Here is a 21,799-nt window from a genome sequence, read left to right as displayed (position 1 = left end):
CAGGCCCTGCACAAGCACAGACAGCTCAGCCGCTAACCATCACCGTTGTTGGCCGAGCACCTGCTTGCGGTCCCCCGTGCGGACGGTCAGGCTCAGGGTCTGGTCGCCGCGCCGGATACGCATTTGCAAGCGTTGACCCACCTGGCTCTGTTCAATGACCCGTTGCAGGTCTTCCGCCTTGGTAATCTTTTGTCCTTCGACTTCGACAATCACATCGCCGCGACGCAGGCCGGCTTCCGCTGCCGGACTCCGGGGCAACACCTGCCGGATAATCACCCCATTGATCTCGGGCACCTGCATCAGGCTGTTGGGGTCGCTGTTGATTTGGCGCGCCAACTCCGGCGTCAAGGTGCTCATGGTCACCCCGATGTAGGGATGGGGCACTGTTTTGCCCTCCGCCAGGATCGGGGCAATCTTTTTAGCCAGGTCCACTGGAATCGCAAAGCCAATCCCTTCAGCACCCGCCCGGATCGCCGTGTTGATGCCAATGACTTCCCCGTTGGCGTTGAGCAGGGGACCCCCCGAATTGCCAGGGTTGATGGCTGCGTCGGTCTGGATAAAGTTCAGCCGCTTGTCAGGAATCCCCACCTCCGAGCTAGTGCGGCGCAAATTGCTGATGATGCCAAGCGTCACCGTGTTGTCCAGTCCCAAGGGGTTTCCCACCGCAATCGCCCAGTCCCCCACCTGCAACTTGCTGGAATCCCCTAGGGGCGCCACAGGCAAATTACTCGGCGGGTTCTCCAGCTTTAACACAGCTAAATCCGTCACCTCGTCTGTCCCCCGCACCCGCGCGGCCAAGCGCCGCCCATCCGTTAGAGTCACCGTCACCCGCTGCGCCCCCTCCACCACGTGGGCATTGGTGAGAATGGTGCCGTTTTTGTCAATGATAAAACCGGAGCCTTGGCCACGCTCGGTCCGTTCCCGGGGGATGTTGAACTCGCCGAAAAAGCGCCGGAAAAAGGGGTCGTCAAAGAAGGGGTCAATCGCCAAGCTGACGGTTCGTTCAGTGTCGATCCGCACTACCGCTGGTCCCACCTTCTGCACCGCCGCCGCTACAAAGTTACTCGGGGTTGGTCGAGCGCTCCCTGTCAAAGCCACCGGCGAATTGGCCACCACCTGGTCCAGCGGGTCCGCTTGGGAAGGCAAGGTGTGAAACCCGATAACTGTAACCACCACGCCAACCAGGACCGCTAAGGCATGGGTGAGCAACTGAAACCATGCTTTGGGTCGCATAACCATCCCCCGGACTCGCCTTGTCATTCTTTATTCTATTTCTGCGGCTGTTTGGAATGACTGACGATGAGGGTGAGTGTTCCCCACAATGCCCTGCAACACCGCCTGCGTCACCTGTCCTACCGTCATCTGCGCCGTGACTTTCACCTGCACGTCCGCCTGGGCATAGTAGGGCCGCCGCTGAGCCAGCAACTCCTGTAACCGCTGGTGCAGTTGCTCGGGAGTCGCCGCTTGGGCCAACAGAGGACGGTCCTGCCGCTGGTGCAAGCGTTGCACCAACACCTCCACCGGCGCGTCTAGCCATACCACCACCCCGTGATGCAAGTAACTCCAGTTCAAGGGCCGGGTCACGACGCCGCCTCCTGTCGCCACCACTAGGCGGGTGTAACTGGCGACTTCCGCCAGCACCTGGGTTTCCCATCGACGAAACTCGCCCTCGCCGCCCTCGGCAAACAGCGCCGGTATCGAGCGCCCCGTCACCTGGGCGATCAACTGGTCGGTATCGCTAAACCCATACTTCAACTGGCGGGCCAGGAATTTGCCAGTGGTGCTTTTGCCGCAGCCCATCATCCCTACTAAAAACACAGTCACGCCCCCTAGCTGGCGGCGTGCTTGCTCAACCAACGACGGATCTATCGCCATCAGCCCAACTGCCTGACGCCTTGCAACGCCATGATAATCCACGGTGCCAGTCTGGAGCCGCTCTCAGTTAAACTGACGAAGTGGCTGGTTTAAGATGGCAATACTCGCTATGGCTCACCGCAGTCGCATGATGCAACGCCGTCACCGCATTGACCCGGTTGAAATCCTGTTCCGCACGGAGGAGTTGTTGCGGGATGCGCGGAACCGCTACGAGATCACGCACCAGGTTGCTCTGTGCGCAAAACGCTGTCGTTATGAGGACCTGGACGCCCTGGAGGACCCCTTCAACAAACCGGTGATCCGGGCGATTATCGAGATGGCAGAGAAACTCAAACCAGAACTGGTGGGGGGCGAAACCCTGACCGAACCCCTGAACTAAAAAATTTTGCTGACCGATTGAACCGCTGGCCTGGCGTCCCGGTCTAAACCTAGAGAGGATTGAGGACAGACGCAGAAGCCGGGGTGGCGGTGCCAGAACCGGCCTTTTTTTTGATAAGACTTTTTTATCAATGGCCTGGTGTCCTGGGGCGCCTGTGGTAAACTGCTGGGTAACTCTGCGACCGACAGGCTTCTCACACGGCAAGTAGCTTCTCAACAGGAGACGCACGTTATGAAAGTGACCTGGCTCGCTCCGGGTACAGTGGGGTTTTCGTTGCTGGCCGTGCCCACCCATGCTGCGCGTCTGCAACAGTGGCACTTCAACCCGGATACCTACGTTTTAGAACTGAGAACCGAGGGCGCCATCCAGCCGCGCGTCCAGATTCTCTCCCAACCGCTGCGGGTGGTGATTGATTTACCGCACACGCTCTGGTCACTGGGACGGGACAGCCAGAGCTGGCAACGCGGGCAAGTTCGCCAGGTGCGGGTCGCCCAGTTTGACGAGACAACGACACGGGTGGTGGTGGAGTTCCATCCGGGTGTCACCTTCTCGGCCCAAGACGTTCAGGTGGAAGCCCTAGGCGAGGGACGGTGGCGGGTCCAGTTGCCGAGCGGAGTGGTCGCCGCAGCGCCAGGGATGCCGGAATTCGGCCTCGCCAGCAGAACCAAAGCCCTTGTGCAGGGGGTGCGGGTCACTGAGGCCGGTATTTTTCTGCAAACCTATGGACGCAGTGGCGGGACGCGGGTGCAACGCAGCCCTGACAACCGCCAGGTGTGGATTGATCTGGGCAATACAGCCCTGTCGCCGAGCTACCAACCACAGCCCTTGCCGGAGCTGGCGCGACTGGGAGTGCAAAATCTACGTTTGGTGCAGATTGCCCAACAACCGCCAGTGACCCGGGTAATCTTGCAGGTGCAGCCAGGCCACACCCAATGGCAAGCCCATGTGCAGCAAGTGGGCCGCTTGGGCGGTATCCTGCTGGCACGCGGAGGGGACCTTCCGCCCTTGGCCGAGGCGGTGACCGCGCCGGACAAATGGGGCATTGCCTCCGACCCTCAACCGGTCGCCCTCCTGCGTCCAGAGATGCAGCCCCAATCCTGGGCGTTGGGGTCCTTCCCAGTGGAAAACTTCCAAGCCTATACATCTCCCTTTGGTCCCCGTGGCCGAGGCTTTCACTACGGCCTGGACTTGGCGGCTCCCGAAGGCAGCTACGTCCGTAGTTGGTGGGACGGGCGGATTGTGGATATTTTCAATGACCCCGCCTGTGGGACGGGCATCGTCATCCGGTCAGGCCGCTGGGAGCATATTTACTGCCACCTGCGGGGCCGGGCGGCGCGCGACAGCCAGGGGGTTTATCTGCTCGACCCCTCCAGCGGTTTGAACATTCGCCAGGGGCAATGGGTGACCGCCGGGATGCGCATTGGGCGGGTGGGTATGACAGGACGCACCACGGGACCCCATCTGCACTGGGGGTTACGCCACGATGGGCGTTGGATTGACCCGGCGGTTGTCCTGCGAGAAATGTACGCCCAGCAAAACCGGGAACGGTTGGCCTCCTAGTCCGGGAGTTTTCCAAGGCACAACCCCTTGACATTCTAACGGCTATAGGGTTTTACACTGGCCCTGTAGAAGCAATGGGAATTTGGCAGGGAACATGAACCGCCGGTCCCTCCATCTGCTGCCAGGCCGATGGCTGAGTGGCCCTTTGCCACCCCCTTCCCCGCTTAAGCCTCAAGAAGCTGGGCAACGCCGGCAGCGCTGGTTCCGGGCGCTCCGGTTAATCCTAGGGATGGGATTGCTGGGGTTGGCGGTCGGGCTGGGCTGGCAACGACTGACGCGGGTGACCAGCCGGGTGGGTTATGTCAACGCCGAGGTGATTACGGTTCACGCGCCTATCACAGGTACCCTGCGGTTGGAACCCTTACAGCCGGGGATGTCGTTGCCCCAGGGAGCGGTTATCGGTGTTATTACCAACGAGCGCAACGCCCAACTGGAAATCGAGTTGCAACATCTCCGCAGCCGGTTGCGTCTGGCGGAACAGCAGTACCGGAGTCTGGGTCGGCGGCTGGCCCAGCGGCAACAGACCTACGCCTTGCTCACCCAAAAATCCCGCCAGCAGTCGGCCTTGGATGTGGAATTTTTCCAAGCGGCCCTGGAACGCAGTCGCAGTGAGCTACGGGCGGCGCAGGCTCAGTTGGCTTTTGCCCAACAGGAATTGGAACGGGTGACGGCGCTAGCGCGGGAAGGAGCGATTCCCCAGCAGCGGGTGGACCAGGCCCGGACGGAGCTGCGGCTGGCTCAGGAACAGGTGGCTAACCGCCAAGCCGACGTACAGCGGCAGTGGGCCAGCTTGCAGGCCATCAAGAAAGGCTTGCAACTGGACTCGGCTCGGACGTTTAGTTTCCCAGCCATCCGGCTGCTGGACCTGAGCCAGGAAATCACCGATTTGGAGCAGGAGCAGCGACAACTCGAGACCACCCTCCACAACCTACGTCAAGAAATCCGCAAAACCGAACGGCAGTTGCAATTAGTGCGGTCTGCGACACTCCGCAGCCCGGCGGCAACGGTGGTTTGGTCGGTGGGACTGCGCACGGGGGAACTGGGCACACATGTCGAGGCGGGGACACCGCTACTGCAACTGTTGAACTGCGAGCAGGTGTGGGTGAGCGCCCTGGTGGCGGAGCGGGCCAACCACCGGCTATTCCTGGGCCAGCGGGCTATCATTCGTTTTCTCGACGGCACTCACTGGGTTTTGCCGGGTTGGGTGCGAGCCATCCGCGGAGGACCGGGCCAGGTGACGGTTGGCGTTGACGTGGCTGTGCCTCCCCCCGAACTGGTGCGCAATGAACTCGAGGTTCAGGTGGAACTGACGGACCCCTGGCGTCTGCAAGAACGCACTGGCCGGTTTTGTGGGGTTGGGCAGCGCGTCGAGGTGGAATTTCTCACAGAAGGAGCGTAGTGAAAAGGCGGTGGTCACTGGATGCCTGGGTGCTGGGGCTGGGGCTTGCTGCCCTGGTGGTGCTCGGGTTATCGCAAGTGGATACGGTGGCGGTGCGAACGGCCGTTTTAGACCTGTGGGTCTGGGGTCGGGCCACCTTTCGCCCTTGGAAAACGACGTTGCAGGCGCTGGCGCTCCCGGCGCTTCTCTGGTTGGCCTTGACCGTGGTGCTCAAGGAACTGTCTCCGACGCCCAATGTCTTCAGCCGGGCGGTGGTCGGCGGCATTACGGCGTTCTGGGGACTGCGCTACTTGCTGTGGCGGGGGTTTGCCACCCTCAATTGGGATAATGGGGCAACGGCGGCGGTTTCCCTGGCACTTTTTGCTGCTGAGGCAGTAAACCTGCTCAACACGGTGCTGTTTTATCTGCATCACCTCTTCCAGGTGGACCGGTCACGAGAGGCGGACCGCTGGAGCCGGGCAGTTCTGGAGGGTACCTATCTGCCCTGGGTCGATGTGCTCATCCCTACCTACAACGAGAGTGTGGACATCCTACGCCGCACGGTTATCGGTTGCCAGGCGATGGATTACCCCCACAAACGGGTTTACTTGCTGGATGATGGCCGACGTCCCGAGGTCAAAAAGCTGGCCCAGCAACTGGGATGCGGCTACCGAGACCGCCCCGACAATCGCCACGCCAAAGCGGGCAATCTCAACCACGCCTTGCCCACGATTCACGGGGAATTGGTGGCCGTTTTCGATGCCGATTTTGTCCCCAGTCGCAATTTTCTGGAGCGCACGGTGGGCTTTTTCCAAGACCCCCAGACGGCGCTGGTGCAAACCCCCCAAAACTTCTTCAACGAAGACCCTATCTCGGTGAATTTGGGGCTGGAGGGGATTGTCAGTAACGAGCAAACTCTGTTTTTCCGCTACATCCAGCCGAGCCGGGATTGGTGGGATGCGGTCATTTGCTGCGGGACCTGTTTTGTGGTGCGCCGTAGCGTTCTTGACGAGATTGGCGGTATTCCCACCGGCAGCATTACCGAGGATTACTTCCTGAGCTTGCAATTGCAGGCGCGGGGCTACCGGGTCAAATACCTCAACGAGGCCCTGTCAGCGGGACTGGCACCAGAGACGATAGGAGCGTTTATCGACCAACGACTGCGATGGGGTCAAGGCACGCTGCAACTGTTGTTTTTGGGAGCGAATGTTTTGACTATGCCGGGGCTGCGGTGGGGTCAGCGTTTTTCCCATGCCCTGGGGTTCCTGTACTGGTTTTTATCCCTGTGCCGGCTGGTGTTTCTCCTAGCGCCGTTGGCCTACTTGCTGCTGGATATTCCACCGCTGCGGGCGACGGTTGACGAGCTGATTTTTTTCTACCTGCCCTACTACATCAGTGGGGTGATGTGTTTTTCCTGGTTGACCGAAAACCGGCGTTCTGTCTTTTGGTCGGACGTCTATGAGACTCTCATATGTTTGCCGATGTCCCTGACAGTGCTCAAGACGTTGCTGGCTCCCTACAACAAGCCGTTCAAGGTCACACCCAAGGGAAACAGGAACCCAGACCGCATCCAGGTGAATTGGCGGATAGCGGGGCCCTTGTTGGTGCTCATGGGGTTGTCGGTTTTGGGTCTCCTGCGCCCGGTACTCGGGTGGACAACCGTAGCGGTCAATCCCGATAGCTACATCGTCAACCTTCTGTGGGCAACCTACAACCTGATGTTACTGACGGTCTGTGTCCTGGCAGCGATTGACGTTCCTCAAGCGCCCTATCCCTGGTTTAACCGGCGCGAGGCCTGTCAATTGGCGGTGGCGGGTCACGTGTGGACGGGAGAAACCCTGGCGTTGTCGGAAGGCGGTGCGGTGCTGGTCCTGCCGGACGCTCCCAGCCAGGTCTTGGCCCGAGGGCGTTTGACCTTTGTGCAACCGAGCCCGTTAGCGGGGCTGAGTTTGCCAGTGCAGGTTGATGCTCAAGGATCCCAGGTGCAGGTAACGTTTCTGGAGATGCCGCTGGCGGCGCTGCGACGACTGATTCCCCATCTCTATTGCCAGCCCTACCAGTGGCGCGAGGTGAAAGTGCCGGAGTTCAAGACCCTGTGGGCAATGGTGACCAGTGTGTTACGGCTCCATCCGCTGGCGGAAGTTTGATGATGGCGCTAAACGTGCCGCCCAAGGGGCGTTGAGGGTCACTGCGAGGCGCGAGCCAGACCAACCTGACTGCCTAGCTGAGATAGGGCTAAACCACTTGAGTTTGTCGGAAAGCGGTACGACGCCCTGCGGCCCAGGACAAGAGCCGGCGCTGGTTCGGGAAAGGCCCCTGCAGCAACTGGAGCGGACATAGGGCAGTTGTCCCACTCGTCCGGCGAGACCGTTTCCGCCCAGCGATACAGCGCCATGACCATCTGGTCAATCCCACGCCGTAGGACGCTGGCGGGCTGTTCCGATTGATTCACGATAATGGCAAACACCAGGGGCGGGCGCCGGCGAGGGTAGAGATAGCCCGCTAGGGCGGCAACACCAGACAGCGTGCCGGTTTTGGCCTGGAGCTGGATGTCAGTATAGGTATAACGGCGGCGCAGGGTACCTGGGAGTCCCGGCACGGCCAACGAATCCCGATAGACCTGGTGCCAGGGGGAAACAGCCAGCGCTTGGAGCAGTTGTACCAACGCCAGGGGAGTCACCCGGTTGTGGCGCGATAAACCGGAGCCATCGGCCTGGCGCACGCCGGTGGTATCGACCCCCAGGCGAGCCAGCACCTTTTGTATCACCTGAATCCCAGCTAGGTCACTGGCGATGTGGGGCTGACGAGTCGCTCCCAGATGACGCAGGAGCGCTTCGGCGTAGAGATTGTCGCTGCGGCGATTGATGTGGGTGATCAATTGCGCTAAAGGTGGGGATTCCACGATGGCAAGGGCGTCTCCCAAGTTTGCCGGTCTCGGTGTGGATTGAATCTCGATTTTTTTGTTGGGGAATAACTGGGCCAGAGTTTGCGCCAGATAGCGGTCGGTGTCCAGGATGGGCACGGTGAAGTCCAGCGATGACCCGGCTACATCCCCCCGCAGGTGCAATTGCGGCAGTCCCGGCGGAATCCAAATCTGAATCGGTTGCTGGGGAGTCGCGGTGCTGCGGGTGCGATTGAACACTTGCCAGTAACGTCCCGCCACCGGGTCCGACCACTGCACCTGTGCGGGTTTATCCACCGCCTGGGCCACTAACCGTAAATGGGTTTCATTGCGGTTGAGAATCAAGCTGTTGACGGGCACAATATCGGTGTTCAACAGGTCTTGCCATTCCCACTGGTCGTTGAAGGTGGGTCCCTGGAAAAAACCCGTGTGAATCACCACTGTATCGAAGGTGCGACGTCGCTGAGGTGGAATTCTTTGGACCAGTTGTTGCAGTTTCAAAGTGGTCAAGGTGGGGTCGCCCTGACCCACTAGATAGAGTCGTCGGCCTCGCTGATAGACCGTGGTGCGCAAGCGATAGTCTGGGCCGAGTTCCACCAGCGCCGCCGCTGTGGTCAATAGTTTGGTCGTAGAAGCAGGGATAAAAAATTGCTGGCTTTGGTGTTCGTAGAGAGTACGGGGCGGCGTTTCCTGGGTTTGCACCACAACGCCCCAGTGCGCCCGTTGGTACTCCGGTTGCTGGCGAATTGCATCCAGGCTTTGGGCCAGGGACGAGTAACACAGTTGAACTGGCGTGGGCACCTGGGCAATCCACACGTTGCAGCGACTCAACGCGGCAATCTCCCAAATTTTATAGCTCAACCGCCTGCAAAACGGGATGACGCCCAACCTTAACTTGCCGAGTCTCCTCTAGAATTGATATGTTGGATAGTTGCAAACGGCGGCTGTAGCCAAGCGGTTAAGGCAGAGGATTGTGGCTCCTCGATTCGCGGGTTCGAATCCCGTCAGTCGCCTCAATGAGCAACATCAGCCAGCGATTTCAGCCCAAAAATCCAGAGAATTTTTCCTTCAATCAAACCCAGTTCCCGTTGATGGCTCAAGGGTTCAGCCTCCAAGCGTTTATACACCTCGGTTAAGTGTTCCAATTCGGCCACCGCTTGGTTCACGGCCCGTTCCTCTAAATACAACTCCATCAACGCGGTATCCAAATCAGAAGTGGTCGTGATCTCTGGGCCAGCACCGCTGACCAAGACCGACTTCATTTGCCCCCGATATTTACTCAAAATCTTACGGATGACGTATTTACAAAAGACCGATAGCCTGTTCATAGGTCTCACACAACCTATCCACGACTTTATCCCAATTTTAGATTGATTTAAGAATTAGATTGCTATAGATTTCACGAAAATTTACGGCTACTTTATGGCGAAAAAAAGCTCTTTTTATGCCCGTCATCGCCAAGCCGTTTTAATGATTTAGGAAACCCCAAGGTAGGTTTCGCCCTGGGACCCAAAAGATGTAGCCAGGCTCGTTTATATCAACTACCCAACATTTCGGCGGTGACCTCCACAATCGGACGCACCAAGGCAAATTCCTGGGGCGGGAGTTTTTCCTTGAGCACTTCCCCCAGCACCTCGTAGGTTTGGCGAGCGGCCACCTGGTCTTGGAACGAACGGGCAATCGTTTGCAACCAGCACAGCAGGCGTTGCTTGTAGGCGGTGATGTCGCCGGTTAACAAGGTGGCGCAAATGTATCGCAAAACGTCGGCCCGGTCGCGGCGACAAATGGCGCTCATGTCCCGCTGGCCCTTGTGGAAGATGCGCGGAGCGCGTTGCAGCAACCGGCGTTCCACTTCCTGGAGAATCTGGTCCGCAGCCGCCTGGATTTTGCTGTAGGCGCTGAAGCGTTGCCGCAGTTGGGCCAGGTACGTTTGGACAGGTTGCCACTCTTCCGGCGTGACATAGCGACCGTCGGCTTGCAGGGTGATGTGGTTCAGTTCGGTTAACATGGTTGTCCTCCTATTGAGTCTGATTTAGTCCGAAAGACTTGCTTCGCGGGTTTGTCTGAGATACTCGCTGACCTGGATGCGGGTGGCCCGGAGCTGGTCCACGATGGAACGGGTGATGAGTTTACCAGTTTCCACTAGCACTTCCCCCGTAATCGGATGCACCAGGTCCTGTTCGGTGCGGCGGCCAATGAGGGCCTCGATGTCCTCCATGACATCCACGTACATCCCCTGGGGCACCCGCACCACTACACCGTTGCCCAGCACCTTGGTTTGACAAGCCAGGCGGGAATGGGGTTGGGCGGTGGTCACCACAGCCAGGGTGCGTTCTTCCCGGCGATTTTTAGGACTCAGTTGCGCCATGCCCTGCTCGATATAGACGTGGCAGGTTGCGCACATTCCCCGGCGACCACACTCCTGCAGCACGTGCAACCCGTGCTCCACCAGCGCCTCAATCAAGGGTTGACCGTCGGCGAGCGTGGCAGTAACCCCAATCGGTTCCAGGCGCACCGTCCAGGTCATGGGTTATCCCCCTAGCTGGGCCAGAATGGTTGCTGCATCCACCCCAGCGGCCACCTGCTCTTGCACAGTTTTTAACCGCTCCGGCAGGCCGATCAGGAATTGATTCGCGCCATGCCCCAGGGAAATGCAGGCGATTTGCACGCAGGCTACCTCCCGCCCGGTCAGTTGTCGAAATAGGGTCTCCAGCAATCCCACCTCCACATGGGCGCTGGGTTGACCGTTGCCCTGACCCGGCTGGACCCAAGGCGAATGGTGCACCAGCACATGGATAAAGCCGTGGGGGCGATAACGCCAGTCAAATTGCAACTGCCCCCAGCCATGCACCTGCCAGCAGCGGGTTAGGCAGTACACCAATTCCTGCATGGTGAGTTCGCCAATCGGCTTGCCGTAGTACTCCGCCAGTTCCTCCGCCAGGCGAGCGAACAAATGTTGCCCCCAGCGCCGACCACAGCGTTGCAAGACCAGCGGCGATGCTTTGCCAATTTCCTGCGCTAAACCCTGGTAAATCCCCTGCACCAGATACTCGGGAATGGCCAGCAGCCGATTGCCCCGGCGATTGCTCAGGGTGCCCAGTTCCAAATCCCCCTGTACGTAAACCCCCGGCGCAAAATAATCTCCTGGCACCGGTTGCTGGAGTAAGGCTTCAATGTTCATGGTTCCGTTCTCCTGCGTTCAATGGCTACTCAAACAACGGCGGGCTTGTTCCCAGTAGGGAGATAACAGCGACCACCCCTGCGCCCCCAGTACGGTTTTCAACTGGGCTTCCAACAGTTGCGCGACGGTGGCATGAAGCGGGTGCCGGGGACGGGATTGCAACCACTGGCCTACCCGCTGGTCAAAGGTCTCAGGACTGTCCAACACCATGGCGAGCGCTGCGCCGCGCAAGGCCCCTACCCAATCCCGCAGAACGCTGGTCGCAGTTGCCTCATCCACGGTGGGCATTTGCCGCGCCACTGGCCGAAAAATCTGCGCTTCTTGGCTGCGCAATTGCTCATAGACCGCCAAGCGCTGGCTCATCCCCTGCAACTGCTGCCATAACTGCTGCTGTTCCGCCGCGTCCAAATACCGTTGTTCTGCCGTGTTCAGTAACCTCAAAACCGTTGCATTCATCGCGCTAGACCCCCAAGCACATCATCCATTCCGCCAAAGTGGGCACCGTAGTTTCCGCCCAATCACCCCCGCCTTGCCAGGGCCACTGTTGCCAAAATTGGGTCACCGTCAGGTGCAAATCCAAGGGCAAGCTGGAGTGACCGTTGGCAAGCGCAACTCCTTGCCAGGGAAACTGCTGGAAAAACAACCGCACCGGCATGGTCAAGTCGTGGGACATAGCGCCTGTCCTCCCGCGAGCCGTTTTTCAATCTCGCGCACGCCCAAGCCCTGGTTGACCCAAGCGTGAACTGGTTGGATTGCAGCGGCTTTGCCCACCACAAACCGGCAATAGGTGGCACCCATCGAGTAGCACTGGATTTCGGCGCACTCTAGCACTTGGCTCACCAGATGACTCAAAAACCCAGCAAACAGTCCCGCGTACAGATGACACACAGGCTTGCCAACCACCCCCAGCGTGCGAGCAATCGCCGAATCAAAGATATTCAGCAACAAAAACCCCTGCTTTTGCAGCGATAGGTCAATTTCCCAGCGACCCCAGCCCTGGGCTGTAAAGGGCCACCACCAGGTTTCCAGCAAAAACAATAGATTCGTCTGGCGCACCGGACGCTGAAATTCCTCGGTAAACCAGCGGTCAAAGGCTTGCCCATCCAGCGCGCCCCATTGCCGCCCAATTTGATACAACACGACCGGCGCTGCGTCCCCCACCTCTTCCGTCAGGCCGTCCATGAGTCCGGTGATCAAATCTTCACTGGCAAAAAAATTCACCGCCCCATTCCAATCGGTGACCGTTCCTTGGGCTAAATCCCAACGGAAAAACGTGGTCAAGTCGTAATGATTGTGCCGGTTTTTATCAAATAGGGACGTTGGTGATGTCGGTTCCCCCCACAGGGCATTCAGTTCCGACGAACCTGCTGCTGTTTTCGTCATACAACTATCTCCCCCATGCACGGGATATAAGTGAAATGAAAAATCATGGGGCCGAATCCCCACTGCGATCAGAAGCAAACGACTATGGCATTCTGATCGAACTGGGCATCCGATGATCCAGGCGTCAGCCTCATCAAAATGCCTGATTTTTCTACACACAAATTCTAAAACCTTTACCCAAAAACTGGCTTGATTTGTGATATTTGTTAAAAAATTATGCAATATCACGGAAATTGAGAAATGTGCTACTGTCTGACGAGTAGTTTTGCGGAGAGTTCAATCAAAGAATTACTTCCGCAATCCTGCGTAAAATCCTCTACGGATGGATTCCTGTGCTACTATGGCACTCGTATGTATATATCGCCCTGATACACCTGATGCTAGAGCTAGCAACGCTGGGGTTATTGCGACGGGAACCGCTGCATGGCTATCGGCTAACCAAGCTGTTGGAGCTATTGATGGGCAGTTGCATCAGTGTCAATTACGGGGCGATTTACCCGCTGTTGCGGCGCCTGGAGCGACGGGGCGACATCAGCAGTCTTTCGATTCAGCGGGGAGAAGCGGGCCCCAGCCGGGTGATTTACCAGATCACGCCCCAGGGACAGGAGCGCTGGTTGCGGTTGATGCTGGCGGAGTATCGCGAAAGCTGGGTCAACAGCCGGGCGCGCTTCATGGTCATGCTGTGTTTTTTTGGTGACTTAACGCCCCAACAGCGACAAATCCTGTGGCAACGGCGCGTTCACCAATGCCAGCAGCGGTTGGCCCAACTGAAATCCTGGGAAACCCAAGCGTTGCTCAATGACCCCTACCAGCGGTTGGCTCTCCAACGGGCGGTGCAGATGGTGCAGCAGGAGCTGGCCTGGCTCCAGGAATTGGCGCAGCAGGAAGGGTTACAGCAGGTGCAGGCATGAGCAGGCGATTGACATGGCCCCGGCGCGGGTGGGTCTGGTGGGTGACATTCTTGGCACTGCTAGGGGCGGGCTGGTGGTTTTACAACCGGTTTGTGCGGGTATTTCTGGCCATCAGCCGGTTGCGACCTCAACCCACCGCTGTGGTTTTGACCACCCCCCAGGTGCAAACCGTGGCCGAAGCATCCGAGTTTGTAGCGCGGTTGGATTCGCGTCAGTCGGTGACCTTGCAGCCCCAGGTGAGTGCCCAGGTACGGCGGATTCTGGTGCAGCCGGGGGCGACGGTACGAGCAGGACAATTGTTGATGCAATTGGATGCCCGGGAACAGCAAGCGCAGGTGCAAAGCCAGCAGGCCGCTGTCGAAAACGCCCGCGCCGCCGTGCAAGCCGCCCAAATGGATATCCAAGCGGAACAGGCCACCTTGAAATCGCTCCAGGCCAATCAACAGGCGCGGCGGGCCGATGTGGAATTGGCGCAGCGAGAAACCCAGCGATTGCAACAGCTTTACCGCGAAGGTGCGATCAGCCGCCAGGAACTGGACCGGCAAATTAATCAACAACAGGTAGCCCAAGCCCGCCTGGAAGAAGCCAACGCCCAAATTCGCACCCAACAGGCTACGATTGCCCGCGCCCAGGCCCGGTTCGTGCGCGCCCAAGCCGACTTACGCCAAGCCCAGGCCAATCTCGCTCGCGCCCGCGCCAACTTAGACCTCTACAACATTCGCGCGCCCTTTGCGGGGGAAGTCGGAGATATTCCCGTAAAAGTCGGGGATTTGGTCAATGCCAATACACCGTTGCTCACCTTGGCCCAGAATCGGGATTTGGAACTGAATTTGGACATCCCCCTCGAGCGCGCCACCGACCTGCGGCTGGGGTTGCCAGTGGAAATGCTGGATGGGCAGGGACGGGTTGTACAAACGGGGCGCATTGCCTTTATTTCGCCGACGGTGAACACCCAGAGCCAGACGGTGCAGGTCAAAGCCAACTTTACCAATCCCCAGGGGCAATTGCGCAGCAACGAATTCGTGCGGGTGCGGGTGGTGTGGCAACGCCGACCGGGCGTTTTGGTGCCGGTAACCGCCATTTCTCGCTTAGGGGGGCAAAATTTTGTATTCGTCGCCAAACCCTTGGCGCAATCGGGGTGTCAAAACGTGGTGTCCACCAGTCCGGGACCGCCGCCGCCTGTCACGCCCGATGAATTGGTGGCCGTGCAGACACCCGTGCAATTGGGTAGAATCGTGGGGGATAAACAGGAAGTCTTGACGGGACTGACGCCGGCGGATCGCTTGGTGCCGATAGGTATTTTGCAACTGAATCACTGCGCTTGGATTGCTGAACAACGTCCACTTTCATCCCGGAAGCAGCCATGATTTTTTCTGTTTCTAATTTCTTTATCCGCCGTCCGGTGTTTGCCACGGTGTTGTCCCTGGTGATTGTGATTTTGGGAGCGGCATCAATTCCCACCTTGCCAGTGGCGCAATACCCCAACGTGACGCCGCCGCAAATTGTGGTGACCTCGCGCTATGTGGGGGCCAATGCGGAAGTGGTGGAATCCACCGTGACCAACATCCTGGAGCGAGAACTCAACGGCATTCAGGGGGTGCGTTACATCAAATCCACTAGCGCCAACGACGGCACCAGCAACATTGCCTTGACGTTTGAGTTGGGACGGGACCAAGACATTGCCGCCAACGAAGTGCAAAACCGGGTAGCCGCAGTACGGTCACGGTTGCCCGATGTGGTCAATCGCACCGGCATTCAGGTCAACAAAGCTAACAGCAGTTTTTTACTCGCTATCGGTTTGTATGCCGAACCTGATGAAACCGGTAAAGACCGCTACGACGATATCTATCTCAGTAACTACGCCGATTTGTATATCAATGACGCGCTGAAACGCATCAAAGGGGTCGAGAGCGTGCAGATTTTTGGGGAGCGGCAATATGCGATGCGTATCTGGTTGGACCCGCTCAAGTTGGCAGCACGCAATCTCACGCCCCAGGATGTAGTACGGGCGATTCGGGAGCAGAATTTACAGGTGGGCGCCGGGCAAATTGGTCAACCGCCGGTGCCAGAAGGCCAGCAGTATCAATACTCGGTCACGGCGCGGGGGCGATTCCAGAGCGCGGAAGAGTTTGGCAAGCTGGTGTTGCGCACTGAACCGAATGGCTCTCTGATTCGCTTGCAAGACGTCGCGCGGGTGGAACTCGGCGCAGAAAATTACAGTTCAGTGCTGCGGTTTACCTCTGAAGACGGTGTGTCGCACCGGGGTGTGGGCCTAGGCATTCGCCAGGAACTAGGGAGCAATGCGCTGGTGGTGGCCCGGCAAGTGAAAGAAAAAATGCAGGAATTGCAAAAGAGTTTTCCGCCGGGAATGAAATATGAAATTGCTTTTGACACCACAGCGTTTGTAGAAGCCGGCACCAAGGAAGTGATTGTTTCGTTAATCATGGCCATTGTTCTAGTGGTCACCATTATCTTTCTATTCCTACAAAACTGGCGGTCGGCGTTGATCACTTCGATTGCCATTCCGGTGGCGCTGGTGGGAACCTTTATTTTTGTGAAAGTCTTTGGGTTTTCCATCAATACGCTAACCCTGTTTGGGTTAACTCTCGCCACCGGTCTAGTGGTGGACGATGCGATTGTCATTGTCGAAGACATTACCAAGCGTATTCAGGAACAACGGATGGCGCCGTTGCCAGCAGCCATGGCTTCGATGGACGCCTTGTTCGGGGCGGTTATTGCCACATCCGTCGTTTTGATCACTGTATTTATCCCTGTGGCTTTTTTACCTGGTACAACGGGGCAACTCTATCGCCAATTTGCTTTAACCATCGCCTTTTCCATCACCATTTCAACCTTTAATGCCATCACGTTGACCCCGACCCTGGCCGCCCTGCTCATCCGTCCCAATCAGGCCCCCGACCATTGGGTATTTCGCACCATCAATCAATGGATCACTTCCCTGCGAGAACAATATGGCCGGCTCTTACCCAAACTGGTGCAACGCAAGCATTGGATTGTCGGGATATTTGCCCTGCTACTGGTGGCTAGCTATGGCCTTTACAACCTGATGCCCAAAGCCTTTTTACCGGAAGAAGACCAGGGGTATTTCATTACGGTGGTGCGGGCGCCGGAAGGGGTATCGTTGGAATATACGGAAAAGGTTTTAGAAAAGGTCGAAAATATCCTAAAACAGCGACCGGAAGTACGCAATATTTTTGCAGTGGGGGGGTTTAGCTTCAGCGGCGCAACGCCAAATGTCGGCATTATTTTCACGACGCTACGCCCTTGGGCAGAACGCCCTCGACCTGAGCAATCCGTAAGCGGGATTATCGGGGGATTTTTCCCACCGCCCCCTCGGGGTTTATTCCCCCAGTTTCTCAGCATCAAGGAAGCGACTGTGGTTCCTTTTGCGCCGCCAGCGATTCCAGGGGTGGGCAACTTTGGCGGGTTTGAATTCCAGTTGCAAGACCGCATTGGTTTAGGGTTTCAAACGCTCGGGGAAACGTTAGAGCAATTTTTAACTGCTGTGCGCAATTTCCCCAGTCCTAATCGTCCGGCAGTCACTCGCTTGCGCGCTGAATTCAGTGGCAATACGCCCCAAATTGAAGTGCAGGTGAATCGGGACCGGGCGAATGCCTTGGGCGTCAAAATCACCGATATTTTCGATACGTTGCAGACGTTGCTGGGTTCGACCTACGTCAATGATTTTGAGCAGTTTCAACGCACCTACCGGGTGTATGTGCAGGCTGACGGCGCTTTTCGCGCGAATCCCGAAAGCATCAACCAGTTCTACGTCCGCTCCAGCAATAACCAGATGATTCCCCTGGGCAATTTAGTCACCATTCGGCAAATAACCGCGCCTTCGGTCATCAGTCACTACAACCTGTTTCGGGCGGTGGAAATTAACGGGGTTGCCAGTCCAGGAAAATCATCGGGGCAAGCGATTCAAGCATTAGAAACTGTCGCCAAGCAATCCCTCCCGCGCGGGTTTGGGTTTGAGTGGTCGGGGTTGTCGCTAGAAGAAGTGGAATCAGCGGGCCAGGCCGTGGGCATCTTTGCGCTGGGGGTGGTGTTTGTGTTTTTGACCTTAGCGGCTCAGTACGAAAACTACGTGGACCCCTTTATCATCATGCTGACGGTGCCGCTGGCGGTTTTGGGGGCTTTGATTGCCATTTTTCTGCGGGGCTTGACCGTTGATGTTTACACCCAAATCGGGTTTGTGATGTTAATCGGCATGGCTAGTAAAAACGCCATTCTGATTGTGGAATTTGCCAACCAGTTGGTGGCGGAAGGGTTTAGTATCACCAAGGCGGCGATGGAAGCCTGTCAGGAGCGGTTGCGTCCAATTTTGATGACCGCTTTGTCCACCATTATTGGGGCGTTTCCCTTGTGGATTGCCACAGGCGCCGGGGCAGCAGCACGACGTTCGCTGGGAACCTGTATCGTTGGCGGGATGGGCATTGCCAGTTTACTGAGCTTGTTCGTGGTGCCTGTGCTGTATATTGTGATTAAGAATCTGGAAGCTCGCTTTTGGAAGCACTCTCCCTCGGAGAGCATCTAGTTCTGGTATAATAGGGTTCCTGCGGGCGATTAGCACAGTGGTAGCGCACTTCCTTCACACGGAAGGGGTCACTGGTTCGAATCCAGTATCGCCCATGCAGATACTACCCTACTGCCTAGGTTTTGCCGGTGCGGGCACGCCTTGGGGTAGGATTGCGAGCAAACGCTGCCCCATCTACAGCATCAAAGCTCCCAGACGTGGTTGGGGTTGGCGAGATTCGCCTGCACCTGCTGGAGTGTTGCCAAGTCTTTGAAGGGCGTACTTTGGGCAAGCATCACCAGGGCCTGCAAGAGAACTGATAACTGCGTGTTATCCCGCTGGGCAATCGCCTGGTCAATTTTGGCAAACAACTCCTGAAAATTGCGGCGGCGTTCGGCAAACGAATGTTCCAGATAACCCAACAGTAATTGGCGTTTGGTTTCGATTTCGGCTAGGACTGCTTTTTCCCAGGTAGCGATTTGCTGGCGACGTGTGGTTTCCTGTTTACACTTTTGTTGATAGTCTTGGTAAGCCTTGGTCAGGGAATAAACCAGGTTTAGCACTTCCGGTGCCAGCGCCAGCGCATTTCGGGGGGCGAATAGAGGTGGCATCATGGCTTTTCAAACTAGCTTCCTGAACCCATCAGCCGCTGTGCCTGTATTTGTGTCTCTTTATCTAAAATTGGTGTGTGTAGCAACTCCACTAGACTTTTGATCAAAAGGGCTGCTCGTTGAAACACAAAGGCATCTCGTTCTAGGTCAAATCCCCTGTCAATTGCCGCTTCGAGTTCATCCAGCGCCTGTTGACTCGAACGATTCAACTGGTTAATCGCTGTCATCACTTCTTGAAGGCGCGGCTGCACACCCGTTTTTAGAAACTGGATGTAAGCGTCAATTTTGGCAATGGCAACCCGCACTTGGGCGTCATATTCTTGCGCTTGGGTCCAGGCTTCTTCCCCCTGACCGGCAAGCATAAAGCCTCCAACTAACAGGGCCGGCCCAATCGTTATCCCTCCTAAAATCGCCGCTCCTAGCGCCATGCCGCCGCCACCTGCTGCAAGCGCACCACCGCCAAGCCAGGCAAGCGTCGCATTGGTCGCCGCCGCTCCACTGAGACTGCCGATGGCTGTTCCTGTACTCGCAGTGCCGACTAAGGAGGCGAGAGCAAAGGCGCTACTGGACGCCGCTACAGCGGTACTTGCCATAGACCCCAGGGCAACACCTGCTTTGACAAGCTGCTCCGTTGCCTCCATCACACTGTCTTGATAGCGGCGCAACTCTGCTGGGCTGGCACCGTTGAACGCTTGCAGTGTGACCATGTCGCGCGTTGAAACCTTCTGCCGCAGCCGCTCTGCCAGTTGAACAAAACGCCCCACCGTTTCGCCCATGACCCGCCGCCGCAAAAATTCATGGTCCAGAACCAGGGCACGAATTTCACTTTCACACTGCGCCAATTCTTGTCGTTTCTGGCGATAGCGGCGTTCTGCACCCTGACCCAGTTCCTTGGCCATCTCCAGCTTTTGCCAGCCTTCAATTCCTTTGGCAACTCCCTGCAACGCCGTACCTAGCGCCACAGCTCCCAGTACTACTGGCACAAAAACCATGACCTGTCCTGCTCCAACACCCCTGTTTTACAGGGTAACACTAGGCGCTCTCAAGCAGTTGTTCGCCAGCAAACAATTGCTCAAATTCCTGTTGTAACAAGCTCTTTTCTGTGGTGTAAATCACCTGCTCTTCGGCCACAGCGGTTTGGGCAATGGCCAGTTGGCGTGCAAAGGCCAATTTCTCTTGCACTGGCGGTTGATTTAATAATTGGGTTCTTTGTCGGCGAATAGTATTGCGCTGTTGAATCCTGCGATTGAGCCACTGCAACCACAAGTAACGGACGGTGGGAATCGTCAAAAACAAAATGGCATAGCCCAGCAAAAAGTTATAGATGCCCTGGATAAAGCCCAAGAAACCTGTGGTTTGCGCTTGCACCACTGGGTCAGCCAAAAGTGAACCCAAAACCAAGGAACCCCCCAAGTACAATCCCCCCAAACTTGCCGACAGAATGTTCGCTCCCCAGCCCGCCTCGTTAAACACCCAGCGCTTTTCTTCCAAATAAACAGGCACCTCTTTTTTAGGCCGTCGGGATGCCACCCGTTGCAGGTCGGGGAAGCGATATACCAATCCCCCTTGAGGCGTTACTTCTGGATAACCATTGAATTTCGCTAGCACCGGCAACATGTAGTCTTCCGATTCCAGAGCGCCAGGGGGTATCTCGTCTAAATAGGGCAAAATCTGCTCTCCAACCACCACCCCATCATGATTGCGAATCACTTGGGCAATCAGGCGCCAGCGTCGCTCCTCCAGGTCATAGTTGGGATTGCCATCGCCAAACAAAAAGGCAAACACATTTTCTAAAAATCCCCTGCTTTTTTTAGGTTCGGAAGTCTCTTTTACTCGTGGACGGTCATAGTCATAACTTAACCAGAAAATGTCGAAGGGGCTCAACCAAAAACCGCCGCCAAATCCACCGCTCCATTCGCCCCGATAGCCGCCACCTCGTTCGCTGTCACCTTGGCGACCACTGCTGCTGATGACCACTAGCGCTACCCCAATCGCAATAAACACCAAAATAATCGAGATAACTAACACGATCCCAAAGGAAATCCGGATGAGATAGAAAACAAACCGCCAGATTTGCTTTAAAGTTTCACGGACCCTAGCAGCTAACGAGCGTTGCAACAGGATGATGCGTAGGTTGGGACTAAATTTGTAGAGAATCTCGCCGCTTTCCGAGACCACTAAATGCCCTAGGGTCAAACTGGCTAAGTTGGCCAATTCGCGGTTGGCAATGGGTAGGGCTAAACCCGTCTCCGCAGCCACATCAGCAACCGTGACCTGGTGATTTAACTTCTCAACAGCAGCAATAACTTTTGGGTTCGGGAGCATTGCTCAACTGGCATTTTCTTTCGGTCATTTTAGCAAAGCCATACCTAGACCGGCCCGCAGCGCAGGACGGCCAAAACCAAACTCTGTATAAACCGTAACAGAAAGTGGGTTGGCTGCCGCTTGATACTGGTTCGGGCGAAAAGGGACAGGTGTGGGCAATGCATCTGACGCCTCAGGAGAAGGACAAGCTGCTCATCTTCACAGCGGCGTTGGTGGCGGAGCGGCGCCGGAGTCGGGGATTAAAATTGAACTACCCGGAAGCGGTGGCGTTGATTACCGCTGCCATCTTGGAGGGGGCACGCGAGGGCAAAACGGTCGCCCAACTGATGAGTGAAGGCACGCAGATTCTCAAGAAGGCGGACGTCATGGAGGGTGTTGCCGAAATGATCCCCGAAGTGCAAGTGGAGGCGACCTTTCCCGATGGCACGAAACTGGTGACGGTCCATCAACCGATTCGCGACTAGCGCCATGATCCCCGGCGAAATCATCACCCCCGACGGCGAGATTGAGTTGAATGCGGGCAGACCAACGCTCACCATCACCGTTTCCAACCGAGGCGACCGGCCCATTCAAGTGGGTTCTCACTATCACTTCTACGAAGTGAATTCGTTCCTGGAGTTTGACCGGGAAAAAACCAGGGGAATGCGCCTAGATATTCCAGCAGGCACAGCCGTGCGCTTTGAACCAGGCGACACGAAGGAGGTCACGCTGGTGCCCTACGGCGGCAGTCGCGAAGTTTACGGGTTCAACGCGA

21 protein-coding genes, 2 tRNA genes and 1 pseudogene are annotated in these 21,799 nt (G+C 57.0%); 11 read left to right on the top strand and 13 right to left on the bottom strand.

What is annotated here, in order from left to right:
* Positions 1-39: 39 nt before the first annotated feature.
* Entirely contained in the window at positions 40-1,233 is a 1,194-nt protein-coding gene (locus NZ705_02500) for a trypsin-like peptidase domain-containing protein (protein MCS7291829.1), read from the bottom strand.
* A gap of 30 nt (positions 1,234-1,263) precedes the next feature.
* Positions 1,264-1,875 carry a shikimate kinase gene (locus tag NZ705_02495; GenBank protein ID MCS7291828.1) on the bottom strand — a complete coding sequence of 204 codons (612 nt, stop codon included), beginning with the start codon at positions 1,873-1,875 and terminating at the stop codon, positions 1,264-1,266.
* A gap of 127 nt (positions 1,876-2,002) precedes the next feature.
* Between NZ705_02495 and NZ705_02490 the strand changes: the two genes are divergently transcribed.
* The 4 genes from NZ705_02490 (at position 2,003) to NZ705_02475 (ending at position 7,339) form a co-directional block, all read left to right on the top strand.
* Complete coding sequence (locus tag NZ705_02490) at positions 2,003-2,254, top strand: DNA-directed RNA polymerase subunit omega (protein MCS7291827.1); 252 nt, start codon at positions 2,003-2,005, stop codon at positions 2,252-2,254.
* 231 nt (positions 2,255-2,485) lie between these two features.
* Complete coding sequence (locus NZ705_02485; GenBank protein ID MCS7291826.1) at positions 2,486-3,814, top strand: peptidoglycan DD-metalloendopeptidase family protein; 1,329 nt, start codon at positions 2,486-2,488, stop codon at positions 3,812-3,814.
* A gap of 94 nt (positions 3,815-3,908) precedes the next feature.
* Positions 3,909-5,213 carry an HlyD family secretion protein gene (locus NZ705_02480; protein ID MCS7291825.1) on the top strand — a complete coding sequence of 435 codons (1,305 nt, stop codon included), beginning with the start codon at positions 3,909-3,911 and terminating at the stop codon, positions 5,211-5,213.
* Positions 5,213-7,339, top strand: coding sequence for a glycosyltransferase (locus NZ705_02475; protein ID MCS7291824.1), 2,127 nt, complete (start codon positions 5,213-5,215; stop codon positions 7,337-7,339). The genes NZ705_02480 and NZ705_02475 overlap by 1 nt, the downstream gene beginning before the upstream one ends.
* A 38-nt stretch (positions 7,340-7,377) precedes the next feature.
* Here NZ705_02475 and dacB read toward each other — a convergent pair whose 3' ends face one another.
* The gene (gene dacB, locus NZ705_02470) at positions 7,378-8,955 is read right to left on the bottom strand and encodes a D-alanyl-D-alanine carboxypeptidase/D-alanyl-D-alanine-endopeptidase (protein ID MCS7291823.1); all 1,578 of its coding nucleotides are present in this window, start codon (positions 8,953-8,955) and stop codon (positions 7,378-7,380) included.
* Positions 8,956-9,034: 79 nt separating this feature from the next.
* Between dacB and NZ705_02465 the strand changes: the two genes are divergently transcribed.
* Positions 9,035-9,107, top strand: a tRNA-His gene (locus NZ705_02465).
* Here the strand turns inward: NZ705_02465 and NZ705_02460 are convergent.
* The 7 genes from NZ705_02460 to NZ705_02430 all read right to left on the bottom strand — a co-directional run bounded on the left by NZ705_02460 (position 9,108) and on the right by NZ705_02430 (position 12,658).
* Positions 9,108-9,422, bottom strand: a complete 315-nt coding sequence (locus NZ705_02460; protein MCS7291822.1) for a hypothetical protein — start codon at positions 9,420-9,422, stop codon at positions 9,108-9,110.
* A gap of 209 nt (positions 9,423-9,631) precedes the next feature.
* Entirely contained in the window at positions 9,632-10,102 is a 471-nt protein-coding gene (locus tag NZ705_02455) for a hypothetical protein (protein MCS7291821.1), read from the bottom strand.
* A gap of 24 nt (positions 10,103-10,126) precedes the next feature.
* Complete coding sequence (locus NZ705_02450; GenBank protein ID MCS7291820.1) at positions 10,127-10,621, bottom strand: 2Fe-2S iron-sulfur cluster-binding protein; 495 nt, start codon at positions 10,619-10,621, stop codon at positions 10,127-10,129.
* 3 nt (positions 10,622-10,624) lie between these two features.
* On the bottom strand, positions 10,625-11,275 hold the full coding sequence (locus NZ705_02445) for a 4-vinyl reductase (protein ID MCS7291819.1): 651 nt from the start codon (positions 11,273-11,275) through the stop codon (positions 10,625-10,627).
* An 18-nt stretch (positions 11,276-11,293) separates the two neighbouring features.
* Positions 11,294-11,731, bottom strand: a complete 438-nt coding sequence (locus tag NZ705_02440) for a hypothetical protein (protein ID MCS7291818.1) — start codon at positions 11,729-11,731, stop codon at positions 11,294-11,296.
* 4 nt (positions 11,732-11,735) lie between these two features.
* Positions 11,736-11,948, bottom strand: coding sequence for a hypothetical protein (locus NZ705_02435; protein MCS7291817.1), 213 nt, complete (start codon positions 11,946-11,948; stop codon positions 11,736-11,738).
* Positions 11,933-12,658, bottom strand: coding sequence for a 4-vinyl reductase (locus tag NZ705_02430; protein MCS7291816.1), 726 nt, complete (start codon positions 12,656-12,658; stop codon positions 11,933-11,935). The genes NZ705_02435 and NZ705_02430 overlap by 16 nt, the downstream gene beginning before the upstream one ends.
* A 377-nt stretch (positions 12,659-13,035) precedes the next feature.
* Between NZ705_02430 and NZ705_02425 the strand changes: the two genes are divergently transcribed.
* The 4 genes from NZ705_02425 to NZ705_02410 all read left to right on the top strand — a co-directional run bounded on the left by NZ705_02425 (position 13,036) and on the right by NZ705_02410 (position 18,225).
* Positions 13,036-13,569 (top strand): PadR family transcriptional regulator, encoded by a 534-nt coding sequence (locus NZ705_02425; protein ID MCS7291815.1) that lies wholly within the window; start codon positions 13,036-13,038, stop codon positions 13,567-13,569.
* On the top strand, positions 13,566-14,936 hold the full coding sequence (locus NZ705_02420) for an efflux RND transporter periplasmic adaptor subunit (GenBank protein ID MCS7291814.1): 1,371 nt from the start codon (positions 13,566-13,568) through the stop codon (positions 14,934-14,936). Before NZ705_02425 ends, NZ705_02420 begins: the two co-directional genes overlap by 4 nt.
* Entirely contained in the window at positions 14,933-18,130 is a 3,198-nt protein-coding gene (locus tag NZ705_02415) for an efflux RND transporter permease subunit (protein MCS7291813.1), read from the top strand. Before NZ705_02420 ends, NZ705_02415 begins: the two co-directional genes overlap by 4 nt.
* 23 nt (positions 18,131-18,153) lie before the next feature.
* Positions 18,154-18,225, top strand: a tRNA-Val gene (locus NZ705_02410).
* 87 nt (positions 18,226-18,312) lie between these two features.
* Here the strand turns inward: NZ705_02410 and NZ705_02405 are convergent.
* Genes NZ705_02405 through NZ705_02395 form a run of 3 tightly spaced genes read right to left on the bottom strand, consistent with a single transcriptional unit; the run spans position 18,313 to position 21,045 of the window.
* Positions 18,313-18,723, bottom strand: a complete 411-nt coding sequence (locus NZ705_02405) for a hypothetical protein (GenBank protein ID MCS7291812.1) — start codon at positions 18,721-18,723, stop codon at positions 18,313-18,315.
* 11 nt (positions 18,724-18,734) lie between these two features.
* Positions 18,735-19,712 (bottom strand): hypothetical protein, encoded by a 978-nt coding sequence (locus tag NZ705_02400; GenBank protein ID MCS7291811.1) that lies wholly within the window; start codon positions 19,710-19,712, stop codon positions 18,735-18,737.
* Positions 19,713-19,752: 40 nt separating this feature from the next.
* Entirely contained in the window at positions 19,753-21,045 is a 1,293-nt protein-coding gene (locus NZ705_02395; GenBank protein ID MCS7291810.1) for a hypothetical protein, read from the bottom strand.
* 158 nt (positions 21,046-21,203) lie between these two features.
* Between NZ705_02395 and NZ705_02390 the strand changes: the two genes are divergently transcribed.
* Positions 21,204-21,509: an urease subunit gamma gene (locus tag NZ705_02390; protein ID MCS7291809.1), complete on the top strand. Its 306-nt coding sequence runs from the start codon at positions 21,204-21,206 to the stop codon at positions 21,507-21,509.
* A 4-nt stretch (positions 21,510-21,513) separates the two neighbouring features.
* Positions 21,514-21,795, top strand: a pseudogene (locus tag NZ705_02385) (urease subunit beta).
* The last annotated feature ends 4 nt before the right edge of the window (positions 21,796-21,799 follow it).

Source organism: Gloeomargarita sp. SKYB120 (assembly GCA_025062155.1).
GTDB lineage: Bacteria > Cyanobacteriota > Cyanobacteriia > Gloeomargaritales > Gloeomargaritaceae > Gloeomargarita.
Note: the sequence above shows the minus strand (reverse complement) of the source record. Positions and strands in the feature narration are given on the sequence as shown.